Source organism: Enterovibrio sp. QJM3NY_24, from assembly GCF_057786035.1.
This window is the reverse complement of sequence record NZ_CM173520.1, coordinates 1,399,227-1,419,829: the sequence shown is the minus strand read 5'-3', so window position 1 is coordinate 1,419,829 and position 20,603 is coordinate 1,399,227. Positions and strand designations below refer to the sequence as shown.

Annotated in this window: 20 protein-coding genes and 1 pseudogene; 13 read left to right on the top strand and 8 right to left on the bottom strand. The window is 46.1% G+C overall.

Annotated elements, in window-relative coordinates; translation table 11 throughout:
* Window positions 1-157 precede the first annotated feature (157 nt).
* From AC3CIC_RS22515 to AC3CIC_RS22505, 3 genes are all read left to right on the top strand, one after another.
* A complete protein-coding gene (locus AC3CIC_RS22515) occupies window positions 158-2,002 on the top strand; it encodes a GGDEF domain-containing protein (RefSeq protein WP_488516314.1) in 1,845 nt (614 codons plus the stop codon).
* A gap of 600 nt (window positions 2,003-2,602) precedes the next feature.
* On the top strand, window positions 2,603-3,421 hold the full coding sequence (locus AC3CIC_RS22510; RefSeq protein ID WP_488516313.1) for a glycosyltransferase: 819 nt from the start codon (window positions 2,603-2,605) through the stop codon (window positions 3,419-3,421).
* Window positions 3,422-3,592: 171 nt separating this feature from the next.
* The gene (locus AC3CIC_RS22505) at window positions 3,593-3,982 is read left to right on the top strand and encodes a response regulator (RefSeq protein WP_488516312.1); all 390 of its coding nucleotides are present in this window, start codon (window positions 3,593-3,595) and stop codon (window positions 3,980-3,982) included.
* Between the two features lie 70 nt (window positions 3,983-4,052).
* Here AC3CIC_RS22505 and AC3CIC_RS22500 read toward each other — a convergent pair whose 3' ends face one another.
* The 4 genes from AC3CIC_RS22500 to ybiA form a co-directional block, all read right to left on the bottom strand.
* The gene (locus AC3CIC_RS22500) at window positions 4,053-4,760 is read right to left on the bottom strand and encodes a UTRA domain-containing protein (protein WP_488516311.1); all 708 of its coding nucleotides are present in this window, start codon (window positions 4,758-4,760) and stop codon (window positions 4,053-4,055) included.
* 183 nt (window positions 4,761-4,943) lie between these two features.
* Entirely contained in the window at window positions 4,944-5,252 is a 309-nt protein-coding gene (locus AC3CIC_RS22495) for a hypothetical protein (RefSeq protein WP_016960353.1), read from the bottom strand.
* A gap of 232 nt (window positions 5,253-5,484) precedes the next feature.
* Complete coding sequence (locus tag AC3CIC_RS22490; protein ID WP_488516310.1) at window positions 5,485-6,840, bottom strand: sigma 54-interacting transcriptional regulator; 1,356 nt, start codon at window positions 6,838-6,840, stop codon at window positions 5,485-5,487.
* 731 nt (window positions 6,841-7,571) lie between these two features.
* A complete protein-coding gene (gene ybiA, locus AC3CIC_RS22485; protein WP_488516309.1) occupies window positions 7,572-8,051 on the bottom strand; it encodes a riboflavin biosynthesis intermediates N-glycosidase in 480 nt (159 codons plus the stop codon).
* 185 nt (window positions 8,052-8,236) lie between these two features.
* Between ybiA and AC3CIC_RS22480 the strand changes: the two genes are divergently transcribed.
* Complete coding sequence (locus tag AC3CIC_RS22480) at window positions 8,237-8,836, top strand: pentapeptide repeat-containing protein (protein ID WP_488516308.1); 600 nt, start codon at window positions 8,237-8,239, stop codon at window positions 8,834-8,836.
* Between the two features lie 2 nt (window positions 8,837-8,838).
* Here the strand turns inward: AC3CIC_RS22480 and pdxR are convergent, their stop codons facing one another.
* Window positions 8,839-10,338 (bottom strand): MocR-like pyridoxine biosynthesis transcription factor PdxR, encoded by a 1,500-nt coding sequence (gene pdxR, locus AC3CIC_RS22475; protein ID WP_488516307.1) that lies wholly within the window; start codon window positions 10,336-10,338, stop codon window positions 8,839-8,841.
* Between the two features lie 127 nt (window positions 10,339-10,465).
* On the opposite strand from pdxR, the gene AC3CIC_RS22470 reads away from it, so the two are divergent.
* Window positions 10,466-11,125, top strand: a complete 660-nt coding sequence (locus AC3CIC_RS22470; RefSeq protein ID WP_488516306.1) for a pyridoxamine 5'-phosphate oxidase family protein — start codon at window positions 10,466-10,468, stop codon at window positions 11,123-11,125.
* A 106-nt stretch (window positions 11,126-11,231) separates the two neighbouring features.
* Window positions 11,232-12,122, top strand: coding sequence for an aspartoacylase (locus AC3CIC_RS22465; RefSeq protein ID WP_488516305.1), 891 nt, complete (start codon window positions 11,232-11,234; stop codon window positions 12,120-12,122).
* 91 nt (window positions 12,123-12,213) lie between these two features.
* On the opposite strand, the gene AC3CIC_RS22460 is transcribed toward AC3CIC_RS22465, so the two are convergent.
* Entirely contained in the window at window positions 12,214-12,585 is a 372-nt protein-coding gene (locus AC3CIC_RS22460) for a hypothetical protein (protein WP_488516304.1), read from the bottom strand.
* 388 nt (window positions 12,586-12,973) lie between these two features.
* Between AC3CIC_RS22460 and AC3CIC_RS22455 the strand changes: the two genes are divergently transcribed.
* The 3 genes and pseudogenes from AC3CIC_RS22455 to AC3CIC_RS22445 all read left to right on the top strand — a co-directional run bounded on the left by AC3CIC_RS22455 (window position 12,974) and on the right by AC3CIC_RS22445 (window position 14,687).
* Entirely contained in the window at window positions 12,974-13,222 is a 249-nt protein-coding gene (locus AC3CIC_RS22455; RefSeq protein WP_017003272.1) for a type II toxin-antitoxin system Phd/YefM family antitoxin, read from the top strand.
* The gene (locus AC3CIC_RS22450) at window positions 13,212-13,502 is read left to right on the top strand and encodes a type II toxin-antitoxin system RelE family toxin (RefSeq protein WP_488516303.1); all 291 of its coding nucleotides are present in this window, start codon (window positions 13,212-13,214) and stop codon (window positions 13,500-13,502) included. The genes AC3CIC_RS22455 and AC3CIC_RS22450 overlap by 11 nt, the downstream gene beginning before the upstream one ends.
* Before the next feature lie 268 nt (window positions 13,503-13,770).
* Window positions 13,771-14,687, top strand: a pseudogene (locus AC3CIC_RS22445) (IS5 family transposase).
* Window positions 14,688-14,921: 234 nt separating this feature from the next.
* Here the strand turns inward: AC3CIC_RS22445 and AC3CIC_RS22440 are convergent.
* Both AC3CIC_RS22440 and AC3CIC_RS22435 read right to left on the bottom strand, forming a co-directional pair.
* Window positions 14,922-15,458 (bottom strand): hypothetical protein, encoded by a 537-nt coding sequence (locus AC3CIC_RS22440; RefSeq protein WP_488516302.1) that lies wholly within the window; start codon window positions 15,456-15,458, stop codon window positions 14,922-14,924.
* 315 nt (window positions 15,459-15,773) lie between these two features.
* The gene (locus AC3CIC_RS22435) at window positions 15,774-16,484 is read right to left on the bottom strand and encodes a DUF2971 domain-containing protein (RefSeq protein WP_488516301.1); all 711 of its coding nucleotides are present in this window, start codon (window positions 16,482-16,484) and stop codon (window positions 15,774-15,776) included.
* 368 nt (window positions 16,485-16,852) lie between these two features.
* Here AC3CIC_RS22435 and AC3CIC_RS22430 point away from each other — a divergent pair, with 368 nt between their 5' ends.
* The 4 genes from AC3CIC_RS22430 (at window position 16,853) to AC3CIC_RS22415 (ending at window position 20,473) form a co-directional block, all read left to right on the top strand.
* Complete coding sequence (locus AC3CIC_RS22430; protein ID WP_488516300.1) at window positions 16,853-17,743, top strand: LysR family transcriptional regulator; 891 nt, start codon at window positions 16,853-16,855, stop codon at window positions 17,741-17,743.
* A 178-nt stretch (window positions 17,744-17,921) separates the two neighbouring features.
* On the top strand, window positions 17,922-19,127 hold the full coding sequence (locus AC3CIC_RS22425; protein WP_488516299.1) for an acetyl-CoA C-acetyltransferase: 1,206 nt from the start codon (window positions 17,922-17,924) through the stop codon (window positions 19,125-19,127).
* Window positions 19,128-19,139: 12 nt separating this feature from the next.
* Window positions 19,140-19,796 (top strand): CoA transferase subunit A, encoded by a 657-nt coding sequence (locus AC3CIC_RS22420; protein WP_488516298.1) that lies wholly within the window; start codon window positions 19,140-19,142, stop codon window positions 19,794-19,796.
* The gene (locus AC3CIC_RS22415; protein ID WP_488516297.1) at window positions 19,793-20,473 is read left to right on the top strand and encodes a 3-oxoacid CoA-transferase subunit B; all 681 of its coding nucleotides are present in this window, start codon (window positions 19,793-19,795) and stop codon (window positions 20,471-20,473) included. Before AC3CIC_RS22420 ends, AC3CIC_RS22415 begins: the two co-directional genes overlap by 4 nt.
* Window positions 20,474-20,603: the final 130 nt, after the last annotated feature.

Below are 20,603 nucleotides of genomic sequence, written 5' to 3'. Positions count from 1 at the left end.
AAGCTACCTTAATGTAACAATTTATTTATATCCGATGGTTTTCCATTCGATCAGTGCGCTAAATAACTCATTGGTGATTTTTTTAAGCCAGAGTTGACTATTTATTGCGGTAAACTGCTGCGAGTAACAGCGTTCTGTTAATTATGATGAGCCTTGCATGCCAAAAACCTTTCTTAATATGCGCCAAAGTATCCAAGCTAAACTATCCACACTGGTCCTAGGTTTAAGCTTAACTTTCGCTGTTGTCTCTATCTGCTTGCAGCTACACATCAATTATACGAACACCTATTCTTTGACCGTTTCATTGCTAGAAAAAAGAGCAGACAGCTCTTTATCTACCATTCGTTATTCACTAAAAAAAGAAGACACGTCCTTACTTCTTCATCAGCTTCAAAGCCTTGCAGATATGCCATTTGTGAAAAACGTCCATTTCACGAGCAAAGATGGTGAACAATATTGGGCTGACAACATTACCCGAAACCGGAAAGATGGAAGATACAAAAAATACCCACTTGTCACTCAAGGCGAGAGTATTGGTCAACTCGACATCTATTTAAACCTTGAAGAAATTGAAAATAGCGCGTTACGCGATGCCATCCCCGCGGCACTGGTTTACCTTGTTGAAGCTTTACTGGTAGCAATGCTACTTCTGATGATCATTGGCAAAACATGTATTACTCGCGTGAAGTCATTAGTCGAAAATATAGACAAAATTGACCTTAATAAAGTCAACAAATTTGCCATCCCACGCTCGCTGACTCATCACCATGATGAACTAGGACAAATAGCGAAATCCGTGCAAGAACTCTATATGCGCATACGGGCTGATTCCATTGAAAAGCGATTGAAAGAACGCACGTTAAAACAACACAAATCGCTACTGGTAGAGGAAGTCACTGCCCGCACTCAAGCTATTGAATGGCAAAATCTCGCTAACAAACTGCTGGCAGATTTATCACTCAGACTGTTGAAGGGTCACAAAACCAACGTTGAACATGATGTTCGATGTTGTATGCCTCAAATGGCAGAACTGCTTGGATCAGACCATATTTTCTGGCTTTCATTCGATCACGACAATATCCTATATCGTGCTTCTTATCCCGAAAGCAGCGATCAGCCCCCAATTGATTTCAGCGATATGTTCAAAGTGAAACGCTGGCTCATGGCGGCGCAGAATGTGGCGCTGGTTGATGTCGATAATTTCGAGGAAGACGCGCTTGCAGAGCTCGATTTCCTCAAAGACGTCGGCATACATAGCTTGGCAATGTTCCCCCTTACAGATGGACGCAAGAGCTTTGGTATACTCGCTGCAACCAACAATCACCGCTCTCTCACTTGGAATGAGAACAAAAGCCTCTTGCTTACACGTTTTGCCACCATGCTCAGTGAGCTGACGATTCGCGAACGGGATCACTATGCGATGGCTGAGCTTCAAGAAGAGCTGATCATGGCCAATGAAAGGCTACGTGTGGAAGCTGAAACCGATGATCTGACACATTTGTTGAATCGTCGACCATTTAGCCGCCAATTAAGCGCTGCGTTGTATGACACAGTGGATGACCAATCCATGCTGTCTGTCATGATGATAGATATCGATCATTTTAAAGCCTACAACGACATTTATGGTCACTTGCAAGGCGACAAAGTGCTGTCTCGCGTTGCTCAAGCAATGAGTGGTATTGCGAAGCAATGGGATGCACCACTCGCGCGTTTTGGTGGTGAAGAATTTTCCTTGATGCTACCTAACAGCGACCTCGAAAAAACACAAAAAGTGGCTTGGCAACTTTGCCAAGCAGTGCGTGATCTTTGCGTCTCCCACCAAGGGAGCACCAGTAGCGGCATTATCACCATCAGTATCGGTGGCATTACCTGCGAACCCACCGCAGACACTCAGCCCAACCAACTACTGGAAGCCGCTGATCAATGCTTGTACAAAGCAAAGCACGGAGGAAGAAATCGCGCGATTTTGCAACCTTACCTTCCTCTTGATAAAGAACCCTAATAACGCCTAGCGGGCACTGCCTTTATCGCGATTCCATTTTTCTTCTCGCTCAATGACGCCTACCTACGCGGACAACACCAACGTCGTTCAAGACATCGCGCGTTGCTTTTTTTGTCGTTGTCTCTGAAATCGGAAATGTTGCCTCTTGCAACTGTGCGACTATTACTCAACGTTTTTCGCATGAGCATGAGGTTCCCGATGGTGTCTGTCAGGCCGCAGCCACTCCATATCTGCCACGTTGTCAGCTCCTTGAGCGATGCGATGCAAAATGATCAGGTCTTTTCGAACATCCGTCACTTTCCACAACCCTACTTTGAGCACACACTGATCGTATTGAAAAAATCAACAATACATTCAGCGCAAACAATCCCTAACCACGCAAGTTGCTTAGAGTTAGACCTAAAAGGGTCGTTACCCAGACGGCTAAGAGAATGCCATAAAGCACTCGTAGTGCTTAAACCTCATGTTTGCCAAACCTATGGTGATAAGACATTTCCAATACAATGGGTCGCGCGCAGGCAAAACGTGCCCGTTAAGCTGCACATGTATCAAAATAGCGTGGAAAAAATCAAGGGTCTTAACGCTTGGTTTCGCCAATGGATGCATAGGACGCTTTCCTATTCCTCTGATTTTGTGATTGCACAATCAGACACGGACAAGGCATGGCTTAACCAGGTCGCTCATATCCCAAAAGACAAACTGAAACTTATCCGTTGTGGTGTAGATAGCCGAAAATACAGCCCTTCATTGAAGGTGATTGACACCAATGTGACCAATCATTTTGTCGGTACCGTTCCTGTTCCAGCACACCGATTCGTTATCGGCGTCGATGTGTCCGGGCAAAGGAAAAGTGAATTAGACGCATTTTTCGACGAGTATTTTGCAGCGTGCATGCGCTCACCGATGTTCAAACAACAAACCTTGCTGCTCGTCGCCGGCAACAGCCCCCACTTAAACAGGCTACGCCGTAGTTTTGAAGGTAAGAATGTCGCAGAAGAACAAATCCGTTTTTGTGGCCACTTAAAGGATAATTATCTTTTTCATACACATATCGACACCTTTGTCTGTCTTCGTCCTGAGCAGCACGACACTTCAGTATTGGAAGCCATGTCGATGGGACTCCCAATTGCATCCCATCGAACTGATAGCGACTATGCTGATGTTGACCATCCACTTTATTGGTCGACCGATTCCGAAACCAATATGCTGCAAGATCAGTTGCTAGAGCTATTTTCTGACAACAACAAACGCTTAAAAATCGGCCGAGCAGCGCGACGTTATATTCAGGATTTTCATTGCCAGCCTACCTATCATTCTCGCTTCGGTATGCTCTACGATTTGGCGCATTCAACCTTGAAAGCCGAAGGTTCAACAAGCTCTCCCAGACCCAACCCTCGTCCAACGCAGTCACATCCGTAAAATTTTCAAATAATAAATCAGGGGTGCTAATGCCAGCTATGCCCCTGAATATCTAGGATGTCAGTCAACGTGTCCAATATACAACCAAGCTCACTTGGGAGCACTTCTCGAAGTTACTGAGGGTTAGGCTATATTTTATTCAGGAAGCCAATATAAAGGTAATGCTCAACGATGAAAATTCTGGTCGTGGATGACATGACATCCATGAGGCACGTCATGCTTAATTTACTGAGAAGCATTGGCTATTTAGATTTGGAGGAAGCCACCAACGGATGGCAAGCCTTTCAAATGTTGAAGAAGAACAGTTATGAATTGCTCATCACGGACCTGAACATGCCAAAGATGGATGGCAGAGAGCTACTCAAAGAAGTGCGTTGTGACGAAAGACTAAAACAAACCCCAGTCCTCATTGTGTCCTGTGAGCAGGATAAAGAGCGGGTAAAAGAGTTGATTCAACATGGCGTTAATGGCTTTGTTGTGAAACCCTTCAATGCGGCGACGCTGCAAAAACAAATTCAGCGTATCGAGCGCCAGCAGCAACTCAGAGCCCAAACGAAGTAGCGCAAAGCATTTCGACCATAACAGCAAGAAATCCCCCTCTATCTACAAGATGTGAGCATTCAATCTAAAGTCAGCTATCACCAAATCCGACCGTCATATCTAACGAAATCGCGTTGTGTCGCCAATGTTCGATCACATATTCCTGCGCAACGCCTGCCTCATCAATATGCACACGAGAGATACGCAATGAGGGCGCCCCAACGGTTGATTTTATCGTTGTTGCTATCAGCGCATCAAATGTCGAGGATCGTACGGTGTAGCAGCATTTACTGATGTTGAGCTGCCAGTTTTCTCGATAGAGTTCTGCCAAATTTCCGTCCAGTGGGTGCTGGAGCAAGTTAGGCAGTCGCTCCGCGCGAACATAATGATCAGCGTACATTACAGCCCTTCCATCAAGACGATGAATACGGCCAATGTTAAACACTTCCGTAAACGGTAGCAGTGATAGATATGTCGTACTCTCATGATTCGCCATCACACTCTCAGCACGATGAACCTCGATGGAAGGTAAGCGGCCTTGGGCGCTGGCAACCGCTGAAAACACAAAAGGTAATGAGAGATCCAAATGCAGTGCACGGTGTGAAATGAACCACCCACGTCTGTCTTCACGGTAGATCAGGCCATCTGTTTCCAATAGTGAAAGTGCTTCTCTCAGCGTGACACGCGTCGTTTTAAAGGTGTCTGCCAGTTTTCGTTCTGAAGGCAGCTTCGCACCCGCCGCCAATTGCCCGCTTTGGATCTGCTCTTTGATCGCGTCTTTGATTCGAATGTATTGCAAGGTTGCGGCTTCGCTCAGCGATTAACAATAGTCTCAGCATACCGCAGCTATTAAAAGATTACAGCTTAGAGGAGAAAGATCAGGTGCTTACTTACATCTTTGTTTTATATCTATACCCTGCAACCTCAAAGTGCTTGTTCAGCGAGAGTTTACTCGGGTATAGACAAGAAGGGATGGTTAGCGTCAACGCACGCCATTAAGCTTTATGATTTCCATGCGTTCAAGCTCATGCAATAACCTTTTTGCATATTCTGGCTCGCAGACGGACAACGCTGAAAGTGCCGCGCCAAGTGGAAGGTTCTTTTCAATAAGGGAAAGGAAAACGCTGGTCGCACTATCGCAGATAAGCACGTCTTCAGTATTGGGGCTGAAAATAACAAGCTGATCACCCGATTCATAACTGCATATGTCGAGAGAGAAATTGTCCGCTATACACACATCAACTTCAGCTTTTAGTACCAAATTACTATCAACCAATTCAGCTACTTTCATTCTACTACTCCACGTCATTGTCGCTGACAAAAGCGCGAGAGGATTACCTCACACGAGCAAGACAACCTTCCCGAAACGCACTCCCATTAACGGACAAAGAAAACAAGGTGGGGAACATTCGACAAATTCGTTGCCTTATATTTACTGTATATGCTTTAGCGATAAGCCCATTGAGAATGAAAGGCTATTTAACTCAAGCTCTCACAATCAAGACGAATATACATGTACTCCTTTAGCGCTGCAGCGCGTACTTTTCAATTAAGGTATATAGCGTCGGGCGAGAGACACCAAGAAGATTGGCTGTTTGCGACATATTGCCTTCAGCTCGTGCCAACGCACGCGTCACTGCTTGGCGCTCCGCTTCTTCTCTGACCTGACGGATATTGAGTGGTAGCCCAGAATCTTTTTTTTGCTCTTTCGTTAACGCCAGATCTGAGGCCGAGATTTGATTACCATCAGCCATGATCACGGCAGACTTCACTTTGTTTTGAAGTTCTCGCACGTTTCCTGGCCACATGTGCGTCAACAAGGCTTCCAGTGCATCATCGCTAAACCCCGATATGCTGCGATTCATGGATTGGTTGAACTGAAGCAAAAACGTTTTAGCCAGCAACAACACGTCGTCTCCACGCTCTCTAAGAGGTGGGATAGTGATGGGCACTTCACCAATCCGGTGTAATAAATCTTCTCTGAAACGCTTTTCAGAACAACGTTGCTTGAGATCTTGATGCGTTGCACAGACGATCTTTACATCAACAGGGATTGAGCGCTGGCCAGAAATTCGGTCAACCACGCGATCTTGCACAAAGCGCAACACCTTGGCCTGAACATGCAAAGGCATGTCCCCGATTTCATCTAAGAACAAGGTGCCGCCATGAGCGGCTTCGATTTTGCCCACTTTGACACGACGAACACCTAAGGTATCGCTCTCGATACCAAATAATTCATTTTCAAGCAATTCTTCAGGAATGGACGCGCAGTTGATAGCGATGAAAGGCTTCTCGCTACGCGGACTACGATCATGGATAGCTCTTGCCAACAACGCTTTGCCCGTACCACTTTCGCCATAAATCAACACGTTGATATCCGTCAAGGACACACGATCAACCATGCGCAGTAACTGCATCATTTGCGGACTGCCACCAAGAATAGACTCTTGCCGACGCTCATAGCTTTTCAGGCGATCTACTTCCCGCTCTAGTTGCCCGATATGTCGCGCGCGACGAACCAATAACCTCAATAGGTCATCACTAAACGGTTGTTCGATAATATCAAACGCGCCAGATTCCAACGCTAAAACCGCATCACCATCGTTCTCTGTGTTCACCACAACCAGCACTTTTGTGCGAGGTGCAAAAGAAAGAATTTCCTTCATCAACGACAATGTATTGGCATCACATCGTCCAATAACCACAACCGACGTTAACAGTTGCTGCAACGCCGCTGACACACTCAATGAATGCGCGGTGAGTATCGAGCCTTCACTTTCTAATGCTTGGCAGAGTTTCTTCTGTGCGTATGGGTCATCCTCGACAATAAGCAACGCTTCTTGCAATTGAGAGGCCAAACTTTGATGGGTATCAACCATGGATCTCACCTTATAGGGTAATTAGCACCGTGAGTTTGAAAATGCCTCAGGCCAAGCGCGAACAAACTGAAATATTCGCATTCGGAAGCAACACGTAAATCCGTGTTTTTTGCCTTTTTGGCGCATCAGATCCAACGGGTAAGCACGTTCAGTTATTTGGGTTCAATCATTGCCCCCGAACGCTTCACTCTCGTGTTACCTCTGCCAGTCGATTAAAGTCACTGGTGCTACTTTCTTAATTAAAAACAATCTTGATTAAAACAATGGGTACTCTTTCAGGCATAGGGCGAACTCTGAAAGGGTTAGTAGCGCAATTCACACGCACCACGTTAGATTATGTTGATAGAAGCTGTTTGATTAACGCCAATTCCCGTATCAGAAAAATTAAATCAACAGCAGTCTAAGCGCTAAAAGGTCCGTGGCTGTGTCAGAATTCATCGGTGCTTAATCTGCACAGGCACCCTAAATCCCGAGTAAAAGTGTTGATTATCGCCTTTGTTATTGAAGTAGGTAGCGAGCACTTTTTTCATTCAACTGCATGAGTGAATGACACAATCACCGAGACTTCAAACGCTCGATTACCACTCTAGCAGCGTGAAAAAAAGTCGGGCAGTGCAAACCTAGGAATTACGATTAATTCTTATTTTGTAGTCACTTTTCTTTGATATTGAATGGCGTATATGAACGCAGATGTTGCGGGAATTTGATGTATATCTATCTAACAATAATCCTTAACGATGATGTGATCCAGGGTTGCTCAAAAGTACGTTTTGAACAAGAATTTGATGTCTGACATCCATCAAAATATGACCGAGCTTATTAAGGCCACCACCGCTCTTTCCCGTCCCCCAAAATGCATCACAATGTGAACACTCCACCAAATCCGCAGGATAAGTTGAAGCCAGTTTTAGAGCGAGATCGGCATGTTGTTGAAATTTTCGCCCCACAACATGGCGCATGACATCACAACGTATATCTAACCAATCACTTTTTACTTCATGGTTAAATTCACGACTCAATGAAAAAGCTTCATCAGGTGTCAGCGCGCATTGGATTTTTTGTTGCAATGCCATACTTTCAAACTTACTCGCCTGATAGTAATGTTCTGACGTTAGCCACGCCTTCCCGTCAATGCGCAATGGTGCGCCATAGAAGTTAGAAAGAAAGCCGTAGGCCTTGTCCGGTTCATAAAAACAGATCGTGTTGGTCATTAGCGCAGCCTATTTTTATGTTGTTGGCTGTCTCTAATCATAGTTAAAGGATGAACATTGAGCACTCACGTCTTTAACGTCATAGGGGAAAACAGTAAACATTCACATGACGTTGAAATTTATATCGACTTTTCAGCATGTAATGCTTAAATACCACGTCTAATTGCTCACTCATTGAGGTGAAAATGCAGCATCTACAAAGCCATTTCGAATACTACGACCAAACTTTCGATAAGCTTGAATTGTCCAGCCAAACCATTGAGAGTACAGAATTTGAAGAGTGTGAGTTTCGAGACTGTCAGTTATCTGAATCCGCTTTTCGACGCTGCAAGTTCATAAACTGTACCTTCACACGCTGTAATCTTAGTTTGATGAAAGTGAATCACTCTCGTTTCTCTGACGTTACGTTTAGTGAATGTAAATTGGTTGGGGTTGATTGGACTTTTGCGGAATGGCCTGCCTATCGTGTTGATGCCGATATGACATTTTCTAAGTGCATCATGAACGATACCTCGTTTTTTGGCTTAACACTCAGAGGGCTAAACCTCAAAGAATGTAAGCTACACGATGCCGATTTTCGTGAAGGCGATTTTACTGATTCGTCAATGACCTACTGTGATTTCACCAACAGTGTATTTATGCGCACTAATCTTCAAAATGCCGATTTGACTGAATCCACCAATGTCTCGTTGAGCGTGCTGGACAACAACGTCAATGCCGCTAAATTTTCCCGCTACGAAGCCCTTTATCTGCTCGAAGCACTTGGCATTGAATTAGTGGACTAAACCTACTGGCAAGAAAAACACTCTGCCAATTTCTTCACGCCTTGGCGGATATCATCCAGCGAACTGTTGCCAAACCCTGCTACCAAAGTTCGCTGCATCCAATCGGGTATCTCGTTCACCGTGTCAGCATCGCAGTAAAACGCCAATGTGCGGATCGTAACCCCCTTTTCTTCTAACAATGCTTTGGCTTCTAGCGCGGTTAATCCACCTTGCCACCGAAACGTGACATGCAACCCCGCGGCTTGGCTGATCACTTCCACTTCGTCGCCAAAATGTTGATGCAAGGATTCGACAAATACCCGCTGTTTTTCTTGATACAAAGTCCGCATTTTTCGGATATGGCGAAGGTAATCCCCTTCCGCGATAAACTCCGCCAAGACTTCTTCAATGTGCATGGCAGTGTCGCCGCCGATAGCGTCTTTCACGCTCAAGCATTTCTCCACGAGAGATTCTGGCACCACCATGTAGCCGACACGAATGGCGGGCAGCAGGGTTTTACTGAACGTACCAACATAAATGACATTGGCGGCGTCACCATGAAACTTGGTTGCTAAACCTTGAAGTGAAGGATAGGGACGATTCGCGAATTGGAATTCACTGTCGTAATCATCTTCGATGATCCACCTTGCTTGCTTTCCTTGGGTTTTCTGCGTTGCCCACTCAATGCATCGCATCCTGTCATTGGTGTTTAAACTTGTTCCCATGGGGTATTGATTGCTCGGAGTCAGGTACACCGCCTTGCCATCAAACTTATCGAGCAATGAAATATCTGCCCCTGTTATCGCATCAACAGGCATGTAGGACACATCAATGTTGCTGCGATCAAGCACCTTGCGCATTTGCGCGTAACCGGGGTTTTCCATCATCACTTTTTCACCCGCTTCGAGGATCGCGTTGATGGCAATATAGAGCGCTTGCTGTGCGCCAACAGTAATAATAATGCGTTGCGGCGAGGCATCCACCGAACGGCTGAGTGAAAGATAGTCGCTCAGCGCTTGGCGAAGCGCGAGATTCCCTTGAATGTCATTCTGCCCGCCGAGTATTGAACGTTGAAAATGACATTGCAGCGATCTTGCCCACTTCTTGTACGGAAATTGCGCAAGATCGGGCACTCCGGGGGCGAAAGGTCGGTTTCTAACATGTGCATCAAAAGGCGGTCGCTTTTCTTCCCTATCATCAACAACGCATTTGGTTTCCAGTGAGCGCTGGCGCTCGCTGTTGATATTTGTATGTAAATACTGATCTGGCATTGCCCATTGAATGAAATACCCCGCTCCACGACGGCTCTCAATGTAGCCTTCTGCTTTCAGTTGTTCATACACGGCAGTCACCGTGTTTCGGCTCACACGCAGTTCTTCCGCCAACAAGCGCGTCGCAGGTAAACGTCCGTTCGTTGGCCACAGGCCATTCAAAATCTTGTTTTGAATCGCAAGGTACAAGGCACTTTGCTTAGACGTATTGTCGGCATCTAAGCGTAAATCACCGATATCAATGGGTTGCATCTCATCTCGCCTCAAATTGGATCTATTGAGTTATTCAAACTGGCTCTATTTAAGGTGCCAGTTTATCCGTAAATTGCAAGTCAACGGACAAACAAACGCAAAACAGCGCCAAAAGAAGGGAAAGGTTATGACAGTAGGAACAACAGAAAGAACACGCGTAAGAAAAGGCGCACACAAAGCGGTGAAAGACCAAGAAGCGCTTTACAGCATCATTGATGAATCCAAACTCGCGCACGTCGCGTTCAATGACAAACGCGGCCCTACTGTCATCCCTATGCTTGCATGGCGCATCGGCAACAACATCTATATTCATGGCGCGAAAAACAGCCAAATGCTGAAGCACCTTAAAAATGGTGAGCCATGCAGCATGACGTTCTCAATTTTAGATGCATGGGTATTGGCACGCTCTGCGTTTCATCACAGTGCGCATTATCGCTGCGCCATGGCTTTTGGCCGCTTTTCTGTCGTGGAAGACAACGACGAAAAATCCGTTGCACTGGATGCTTTTCTTGAGCAAATCGCCCCAGGAAGAAGCAAGGAAGCACGCCCAGGGAATGAGAAAGAACTCACCGCCACAGAAATGCTGGTGATGCCGCTGGATGAAACCTCAGTGAAAATTGGGCGTCATGGTGTAAACGATGATTTGGCAGACATGGACATTGATGTGTGGGCAGGTATTTTGCCATTTCGCACTGTTGTCGGGCCGTTGGAACCAACGTCTGACAACAAAATTACCGACGTACCAGACTACTCAAGTGCGTACAAAGACCGTTGGCATGACGAGTAACCATACGATTATTGAATGATTATGCACTCCTCAAGTATGTCGAAGCGCTTGGGGATTGCTCATCTCCCTGATATATTGAATTTTCGTCTATCAGGAGAGGACAAGGATGAGCACATTCAATCGGGTAGCCATTGTCGGCGGTACCCACGGCAACGAATTCAGCGGTATTTATCTTCTTAAAAAGTGGCAGGCTTCCCCTGCGCTTATTCGCCGCGCCAGCTTTGAAACGGAAACACTCTTTGCTAACCCTAATGGCTTTCGCGATAACAAACGTTATCTTGATTGCGATCTCAACCGACAGTTCCTTCCTGCCGATCTCGCGAACATGGAATTAAGCAATTACGAGCAAAGCCGTGCCAAAGTGATCAACGCTCAGCTTGGCCCAAAAGGCAATGCCCGTACTGATTTGGTCATCGACCTGCACAACACCACTAGCAACATGGGCCCTACCATCATTTTGCTGAAAGCAGATGCGTTTAACACCCAGCTAGCTGCGTATGTGTCTTCGCGTATGGAAAACGCCGTGATTCTGTTTGAAGACCATTGTTCGGTGGAAGAGCATTACTTCCTCTGCTCAATCGCTGACCAAGGCATCATCGTTGAAATTGGCCCTCAGTCTCAATCCGTGGTTCGCCAAGATGTGCTGGATTGGATGGACGAAATGACTGCCCACATTCTAGATTTTGTTGAACTGTTCAATAAGAATGAAGTGCCTGAACTGCCAGCCACCGTTTCTGCCTACCGCTACGAAGAGACGCTCAAATTACCTGAAAGTGAAGACGGCGAACGCCTCGGTATGGTGCATAAAAATGTGCAAGATGCTGACTTCACCGTGCTGCGCAGCGGCGACCCAATCTTCAGCCTGTTTGACGGCACCGAAGTCTGCTGGGAGGGCGACTACGATGCTTACCCGCATTTCATCAATGAAGCCGCGTATTACGACAACAACCTTGCGATGTCGCTGGGTAAGAAAGTCGAGATTGATGTGATTCGCTAAGCATGAGTGAATGACAAAATATCAATGAGAAGCGCCGCTCTTGAGCGGTGCTTTTTATGTATGACGAACATGTTTGCGCTTGGTTTTGCGCTTAATCAATATCGCAGTCAGTACAGCTTTGTAGTGCGATTTCATGTTCAAAAACCGCGTCGTTACCTTCTGCCAATAGCTCTGCAATTTCATCAGCCACTTCTTGCTCATCTTCCGCTTTCACTTGATTCGCAAGTTGCTCTTCTGAGTAGCCGTAGAAATTCAGCAGTAAGTATTCGCGTGCTTCGTCTTTCGTACACGTCACGTTCACCGAAAACTCTTGTGCAACGTTGCCTTGCGCGATAATCGCAGCCATTTGCGCGACGACATCCTCTTTCATCGCCGCAGTCAACCAACCAAGATCGGTGCTTACTTTGGTATTTTTACAGTTAAAACAAGGTGCTTGATGAAAGTAATATTGAAAATTAGTCATGGATAATTTTCCGTTAAGTGTTTTGAAGCAAGATTATGAGCGTTTTTTGGAAAATACTATCTCAATAGGTTCGGAAGAGAGGATTGCCGCCCCCGAAGCCAGTGCACGATTCTCTAAAGCAACGCAAGACGACGTTAAGCTAGATTGGGGAAATACAGGCAGCGGTGAGACCGCAGTATGGAGGCCTTCAATCTGTGTTTGCCGTAAGCAATACCTTAATGGCGAAAGTGACAGAACGAGGTAGACAGCTTTGTTGTTCGAGAGCATTGGCTGCTGGCGCAGCAAAACCAAAAATAACACGCGTTGCGAATCACTCGTAAGCAACTTGTTAAACCGCTTGGTTGAGGCTAAGATGACCAACACAAAGACCAATTTAGAGACCGATTAAATGACCGCTAGAATTTTAGCCGATGTTGCTGCAAGCATTACTGAGTTGAAAGCTAACCCGATGAAAGTTGCAACGAGTGCTCACGGTGAACCTGTTGCTGTATTGAACCGAAATGAGCCAGCATTTTATTGCGTACCTGCCGAAGCGTACGAAATGATGATGGACAGACTCGAAGATCTTGAACTATTAGCTATTGCGAGAGAGCGTGAATCTGAAGAGAGCATTTCGGTAGATATTGATGACCTATAGACTCGACTTTAAAAAGAGCGCACTCAAAGAGTGGAAAAAGCTTGGCTCTACTCTGCAACAGCAATTTAAGAAAAAGCTCATCGAGCGATTAGATAACCCACATGTTCCGGCGTCAAAACTTTCTGGGGCTGACAACATGTATAAGATTAAGCTGCGTCAATCGGGCTACCGTCTCGTCTACAAAGTTGAAGACGATGTCATCATTGTAACCGTCTTAGCTGTCGGAAAACGCGAACGTAGCGATGTGTACCGTAAAGCGATGAGAAGGTTAGATGATTGATTGCGGTATAACGCGTGATCAACGCTCAGGGTGTGAAGCACGCTCCCATGACACTCAAGTTGCTTACACCCAACCTGAGCCCGAAGATAACTGGAAAACAATTGTTTAGCCTTATTTTTGAATAGTGCCAGCTTGGGTTAACCGAATAATGTCTAATGGCTCTGTCACTCGATTGGCAGGCAGCGGTGAGAGGCGTTGTTTCCTAAATCATTGAACTAATATCAATAGCCGCGATCAGATCATCAGGACCTCAAACAGGTAGATGATGATGGGCAAATCCAAGCACAAGATCAGCAACTGGAAAGAATACAACCAAGCCCTGAAAAATCGTGGCTCGGTCACCTTTTGGATTGATGCTGCTGCCATCAAATCTTGGCGCTGCAATAAACACCATGGGAAGCGTGGTCGGGGTTTCCAATTTAGTGATGCATCGATTGAGACGGCATTGATGATCAAAGGAGTTTTCAAGCTCCCTTTGCGAGCACTCGAAGGATTCATTAACTCGCTGTTTGTGCTCATGGATGTTCCACTGACGTCTCCTTCTTATAGCTGTATTAGCAAGCGAGCAAAGACCGTCGAAGTTCACTATCGTTCTCCAAGCCGTGGGCCTATCGCTCATGTCGTCATCGATGCCACTGGTCTAAAAGTGTATGGGGAAGGTGAATGGAAAATGCGTAAGCATGGTAAAGAAAAACGCCGAGTATGGCGTAAGTTGCACCTCGCTATTGATGCCGCTACGCACGAGACCATTGCTGCTGAAGTGAGCTTGGATAGTGTTGGTGATAATGAAGTCTTACCGACGTTGTTGAATCCGCTTCGTCGAAAGATTCAACAAGTGAGCGCTGACGGTGCTTATGATACTAAAGCGTGCCATCGTGTATTGAAAAATAAGGGGATAACACCCACCATTCCTCCGAGAAGTAACGCAGGTTTTTGGGAGGAAGGGCATCCTCGAAACATAGCTGTAAGCGCCTTAAAATCGGGTGATCTCGCCACGTGGAAACAGAAAGTGGTTATCACAAACGGTCATTGTCAGAAACGGCGATGTACCGCTATAAGCAGTTACTCAGTCCAAAATTGACGTTAAGAGATTACAACGCACAAGTCGGAGAAGCGTTAGCGAACGTCAAGGCAATGAACAAAGTCATAAGACTCGGTATGCCTGTTAGAAAACCAACTGGTTAGGCCGTTAAAATCAAATAGGATCAATTCGTTAGCTTAACGATTTGATCAACAAGGCCGCGGTGAGACCGCAGTAAGAGACCTTCAATATGTGTTTGCCGTAAGCAACGACTTAATGGCGAAAGTGACAGAACGAAGTAGACAGCTTTGTTGTTAGAGAGCATTGGCTGCTGGCGCAGCCAAAAGAAGGCTATTGCTTATTGTCCGTTGAAGGGCTCATATTTGTTAGCTGTGTTTTTAAATATGGTACTTATCTGCAAGTGTCTGTATAGATAACCGAATTCTGTCCAACTCTTCTTTGTTATCGTTTAAGCTTTTTTCACCTTTATAGCGTTGATAATGTTCAATAGAGCCAATTCCCATTCGGCACTGAGCATACAGGGAGATAAACGAGTTATTACTACTTGAGATATCTTTACGCTCACCACTTGCTAATTCTTTGTTGAAATTCTCGACACATTTATAAATCGATGCGAGTTCAGCTCTTTCTTTACGGGTGTAAAATGGCGCAACATCAGCATAGTGATTGTCAAAAATAACGTGTGATATAGAGGATGGTGTAACTGTGCCGCTTAAGGCTACGCTATTTAGGTCATTGAGAATTTCTTCGATTCTCTTAGCCTTGAATTTAAACTCATCATGAATATCCAGAACTTCATCTGAGATACCATTTTTCTTACGATAGACATCCCAGCGATACTTTATGAAATCTACCGCTTGACCAAGCATGAAACCAATTAGCAATGTAGAAATTGCTATTTCAAATTTTGTCATAGATATTCAACTCCTCATAAAAAACTAACGCCTGTATAACACGTCTACTACTATGCAATCATACTTAAAATTGACGCATTAAAACGAGAAAAATCCGACAACCTGAGATGCCGAGTGAAGTAAATCGTGTTGATGCATTTGTTACCTTTATTTACCAGCTATTGAAAGGAATGCTGGATACCTTCTTCTCAACATTAAATAAACCTTCGCCATTTAACAATTGTTCAATGGATTTCAAACACCTGCTCGAATCAGGATTGGGGCCGACATAGATTTCTTTAATTATATCCGGCTTTTCTTTAATAATCGAAAGCACTAAATAAGGCAAGATGTGAGATTTGAAATGCGACATTGAATATTTTCAGATGGATTACGAACAATTATACGCCATTCTGATTCTTCATGAAAACCATAATGTTTAATTAATGGAGCACATTCATTTATTTGTGCACAAAGCCAATCAGTTGCACTTTTAGCTTTTGTACTTTTATCACCTTCAGTTGTTCGCAAACGCTCACTTAATTCGAACTCTACCTGTTTTTTGGAATCTAAACTATCGTAATCACTACGAGTTAAGTCCGGCTGAGGAAATAATTCAAAGCATTGATTCGTAATATCATGAATCTTCTTAGATTGATCTTCCATGTCGTAAATACATTTTTCTAACCGAAACCCGTGCTCATCACAAAATTGGCTTAATAAGTCTTGGTCAAAACCAATTGAAACCCCTGCTCCTTGTGGACAATATCCACGCCATTGACTTAATAAATCTGCATTTTCACTAAAACTTGTAACATAGATATCATGTTTAACCATATGCTCTAGGGAATCTCGAACAGCCCACCCAAAAGCTTCTAAGTAATCATCCTCCATAAATATGTCACTAGAGACTGTTTTAGCAAAAGATAGTGCGTGTCTAAACTCGCTAGAATCATTTAAGAACTCACAGTGGCTAGCCCAGATGGCTTTACCAGTAATGACACCGACTAAGCCTTGTAAACTTGTATAATGATAAAGTGTGCTCACTTTAATCACCCCTCCATAGAGATAACAACTTATTAGCGGGCAACTTGCCCGTTTAGTCCAAAATCGGGACGCCCGACTAGTCCGCTTAAATTTGTTCGAATCTACCATAAAGTTTTATTAAATCAGACAATTAACTTTCAATAGCTGTGGTCTAAAAGAAAAAAACGGGCGCCCAGTACTAAAGATGCGCGAATTTTCACCATGTGCACTCAGATGCTCGGCTTCGTCCTAGGTAAAAATTGCAACTTGTGGGATAAAAACTGACCAAATCTGAAAACTGCCCGTTGCGCACGTGCAAAAGTTAACCAAATATTTTACAAAGGGAACTCACCGATTTTCATGTTCTGATTTAGCCTCGGAGAGATTTCATGCTCGATAAAATGGCATTCTTTATCTACGTGATCCGCACAGGTTCCATCTCTTCGGTCGCGCGTCAGTTTAATGTCTCCGTCTCTGCGGGTAGCCGTTGGCTGCAAGAATTGGAACAGCATTTCGGCACCACGCTGTGTCTCCGTTCAAACCGCCTGTTAGAAGCCACACAGGCGGGTCAGACTCTCTATGAAGAATTCTCGCCGATCGTCGACAAAGCCGAGCGCATAAGCCAGAAGCTGGCAGGGTTTCAGGATCATGAAAAAGGCCATATCAACATTGCCTGCACGCCGGTTTATGCCAACCATTATTTGATGGACAAAATCACCGAGTACACCCGACTCAACCCGAAAGTAACGTTCAACATCAACGTCACGCCCTGGGCTCTCGACCATGCCAGCACCAGCGATCTAATGATCAGTGCCAACGCCCGCTTTCAGGGCTACCGTGAAAAAGACCTACTGTTGGTCAAACGGGAGCTGTTGGCGTCTCCGTTTGTGGTGGTTGCTTCCCCGCAATACACAGAGAAACAAGGCCTGCCAACCCAGCCAGAAGATTTACATGATCACGCCTGTTTAGTCGCCACCACCCTCACGGGCAGCAACGAATGGATCTTCCAAAAAGGCGTTGAAAACATCGTACTGAAAGTGCCAAAAACCATTGAGGTGAATGACAGCGACCTTCTGTTGCGTGGCGTATCCCAAGGTGCGGGGATTGCTTATCTTCCACAGTTTGTCACCCAAGACTCGGTAGAAAGCGGCGCGCTTATCCCTTTGCTGCAAGACTTCACAACCAGCACTTGGAGTTTGAACCTGTATTACCACCCTGCCAGTGTCGCCTCACCTGTCGCCAGTAAATTTAAAGATTTCTTACTGGAAAACCCTTGCTGACCCCTTTCTGACCGCGTCTTATTGACGCCTTGCTAATAGGGCTTCACACACCTCACTCCCCTGCTTTGCATTTTCGCAAAGCCACTTTGAATTTCTGTCTATATCGCCACTCGCTCCCCTTCCGTAAGCTAGAAATCAGTTAGCAAATAACACATCGCAGCATGGGAGTATTGGTGACATGGAACGCATCTTTATTGTGGCGGCAAAGCGCACGCCAATCGGCAGATTTAACGGATCTCTCGCGTCATTGTCAGGCGTTGAGCTTGGTGCACATGCGATGAAAGCCGCACTTGAACAGGTAGACATCACCCCGGATCTTATCGACGAAGTGATTGTGGGCAATGTGCTGACCGGCGGTGCGGGTATGGGGCCAGGCCGTCAAGCTGCCATCAATGCGGGTGTTCCAGATACGGTGCCCGCCTACACACTGAACATGATTTGCGGCAGCGGCATGAAAGTCATCATGGACGGTGCGAGTCACATTCGTGCTGGCGATGCACAAATTGTTCTCACTTGCGGCATGGAAAGCATGTCCAACGCGCCGTATATCACCTCTGGGCAAATTCGCCGCGGCGTTCGTATGGGCCAACAAATGCAGGAAGACAGCATCATCAAAGACGGCTTAACGGATGCTTTCCATCACTACCACATGGGTATCACCGCAGAAAACATCGCCTCCCAGTGCAATATCAGCCGCGAAGCGCAAGACCAGTTCGCATTACAAAGCCAGCAGAAAGCCGTGAATGCGATTGAAAACGGTCACTTCGAAGCAGAAATTGCGCCAATCAGCATCACAGAGCGAAAACGCCAGTTCGACGTCAAAGACGATGAATACCCCAAAGCAAACGCCACCTTTGAAGGACTTCAAGCGCTGCGTCCAGCCTTCGACAAACAAGGCAGCGTGACAGCAGGAAACGCTTCCGGCATTAACGATGGCGCATCAGCCATTTTGCTGGCATCAGAAAGCGCAGTGAAACGTCACAACCTCACTCCATTGGCTGAGTTAGTGGAATACGGACAAGGTGCCATTGCGCCCGAAGTGATGGGACTTGGGCCTGTTTCAGCCATCGCCAATACGTTGACCAAGGCCAAAATGGCCATCGAAGACATCAAGGTATTCGAACTGAACGAAGCCTTTTCGGCACAAGCGCTTGGTGTGATCAAAGAAGTCGCTGAAGAGCATCAGATCGAACAAGACTGGCTGTTGGAGCGCAGCAACCTCAGCGGCGGCGCGATTGCCCTCGGTCACCCTATTGGCGCGTCCGGCAACCGTATTGTCACCACGCTGGTTTACCAACTGCAGCGCACGCAGCAAGATTACGGTCTGGCGTCGTTGTGCATTGGTGGCGGTATGGGCACGGCACTCATTCTGAAACGTTGCTAAGGGAGAGTCACCATGAAAAAAGCAGCGACACCCCAGCAGATTGAACGCCTTTTACATGACGGCATGACCATTATGATTGGCGGCTTTATGGCGACAGGCGCACCAGAGCGCCTCATCGAACTCTTAATTCAAAAAAACATCAGAGACATTACGCTGATCACCACAGACACGGGTTCTCCCGGTCGCGGTTCAAGCCGCTTGATTGCCGAAAAACGGGTAAAGAAACTGTATGCCTCTCACATTGGGACGAACCCCGAAACAGGCAAACAAATGAACGAAGGCACGTTGGAGGTTGAACTGGTTCCACAGGGCACCCTCGCCGAACGTATTCGATCTGCAGGTGCAGGGTTAGGCGGCGTACTTACCCCTACAGGGCTTGGCACCATCGTCGCGGAAAACAAGCGAGTGATAGATATCGATGGGCAACAATTTTTGCTGGAAACACCGCTAAAAGCCGATTTGGCCTTAATCAGGGGCTCAAAAGTCGACCGTCGTGGCAACGTGTTTTACAGCAAAACCACCCAGAACTTTAATCCGTTAATGGCAACCGCCGCAGACACGGTGATCGTCGAGTCGGAACTGCTTGTTGAACTTGGCGACATTGAACCCGAAGCGGTCCATACCCCAAGCATTTTCGTTGATTACATCCTGGTGGAGGACACGCAATGACAGCGCAATTAGATAAAAATACCATCCGACGTCGCATTGCATGGCGTGTCGCCCGCGAGATGAAAGACGGCGATGTGGTGAACCTTGGTATTGGCTTGCCAACACTGGTTGCCAACCATGTCGACAAAGAGGTAGAGCTATTACTTCAAGGGGAAAACGGCCTGCTAGGCATTGATCAACTGGCGTGTGAAAACACCCTAGATGCCGATCTGGTGAATGCGGGTGGTCAACACATTACTGCCGTACAAGGGGCGTGTTACTTCAACAGCGCAGACTCTTTTGCCATCATCCGCGGCGGTCATGTCGATGCCACCGTATTGGGTGCGCTGCAGGTTGATGAACAGGGCAACCTCGCCAACTGGATCATTCCAGGGAAAATGGTGCCGGGCATGGGCGGCGCAATGGATCTGGTCGTCGGTGCCAAAAAAGTCATTGTCGCGATGGAGCATTCTGTGAAAGGCCAGCCGAAGCTACTGAAGCATTGCTCTTTGCCACTCACCGCCGCGAATCAAGTCAACCTGATCGTGACAGAAATGGGCGTATTTGAAATCAGCGAAAGTGGCATGGTACTCACCGAGCTTGCCCCTGAGTTTTCCATCGACGACGTTCAAGCAGCGACAGGAGCAACACTTCTGGTGTCACCAAATTTAACGCCAATGCAATTGCCTGCTGGCTAACGCATTCACGTCTATCTAAGAACAGGCATGTTTAGATTAATTTGACTCATTGCATGCGCTAAGAATAGGGTATAAAGGCGCATGGCAATGAAGTTCAGTTACATGCCTTATACCTTGATGAGTAAGAGCA

What these genes read in the sequence shown, in the direction of transcription:
- AC3CIC_RS22515 (WP_488516314.1), top strand. Translation starts at nt 158, where the DNA reads ATGCCAAAAACCTTTCTTAATATGCGCCAAAGTATCCAAGCTAAACTA.
- AC3CIC_RS22510 (WP_488516313.1), top strand. Translation starts at nt 2,603, where the DNA reads ATGCATAGGACGCTTTCCTATTCCTCTGATTTTGTGATTGCACAATCA.
- AC3CIC_RS22505 (WP_488516312.1), top strand. Translation starts at nt 3,593, where the DNA reads ATGAAAATTCTGGTCGTGGATGACATGACATCCATGAGGCACGTCATG.
- AC3CIC_RS22495 (WP_016960353.1), bottom strand. Translation starts at nt 5,252, where the DNA reads ATGAAAGTAGCTGAATTGGTTGATAGTAATTTGGTACTAAAAGCTGAA.
- AC3CIC_RS22490 (WP_488516310.1), bottom strand. Translation starts at nt 6,840, where the DNA reads ATGGTTGATACCCATCAAAGTTTGGCCTCTCAATTGCAAGAAGCGTTG.
- ybiA (WP_488516309.1), bottom strand. Translation starts at nt 8,051, where the DNA reads ATGACCAACACGATCTGTTTTTATGAACCGGACAAGGCCTACGGCTTT.
- AC3CIC_RS22480 (WP_488516308.1), top strand. Translation starts at nt 8,237, where the DNA reads ATGCAGCATCTACAAAGCCATTTCGAATACTACGACCAAACTTTCGAT.
- pdxR (WP_488516307.1), bottom strand. Translation starts at nt 10,338, where the DNA reads ATGCAACCCATTGATATCGGTGATTTACGCTTAGATGCCGACAATACG.
- AC3CIC_RS22470 (WP_488516306.1), top strand. Translation starts at nt 10,466, where the DNA reads ATGACAGTAGGAACAACAGAAAGAACACGCGTAAGAAAAGGCGCACAC.
- AC3CIC_RS22465 (WP_488516305.1), top strand. Translation starts at nt 11,232, where the DNA reads ATGAGCACATTCAATCGGGTAGCCATTGTCGGCGGTACCCACGGCAAC.
- AC3CIC_RS22460 (WP_488516304.1), bottom strand. Translation starts at nt 12,585, where the DNA reads ATGACTAATTTTCAATATTACTTTCATCAAGCACCTTGTTTTAACTGT.
- AC3CIC_RS22455 (WP_017003272.1), top strand. Translation starts at nt 12,974, where the DNA reads ATGACCGCTAGAATTTTAGCCGATGTTGCTGCAAGCATTACTGAGTTG.
- AC3CIC_RS22450 (WP_488516303.1), top strand. Translation starts at nt 13,212, where the DNA reads ATGACCTATAGACTCGACTTTAAAAAGAGCGCACTCAAAGAGTGGAAA.
- AC3CIC_RS22440 (WP_488516302.1), bottom strand. Translation starts at nt 15,458, where the DNA reads ATGACAAAATTTGAAATAGCAATTTCTACATTGCTAATTGGTTTCATG.
- AC3CIC_RS22430 (WP_488516300.1), top strand. Translation starts at nt 16,853, where the DNA reads ATGCTCGATAAAATGGCATTCTTTATCTACGTGATCCGCACAGGTTCC.
- AC3CIC_RS22425 (WP_488516299.1), top strand. Translation starts at nt 17,922, where the DNA reads ATGGAACGCATCTTTATTGTGGCGGCAAAGCGCACGCCAATCGGCAGA.
- AC3CIC_RS22420 (WP_488516298.1), top strand. Translation starts at nt 19,140, where the DNA reads ATGAAAAAAGCAGCGACACCCCAGCAGATTGAACGCCTTTTACATGAC.
- AC3CIC_RS22415 (WP_488516297.1), top strand. Translation starts at nt 19,793, where the DNA reads ATGACAGCGCAATTAGATAAAAATACCATCCGACGTCGCATTGCATGG.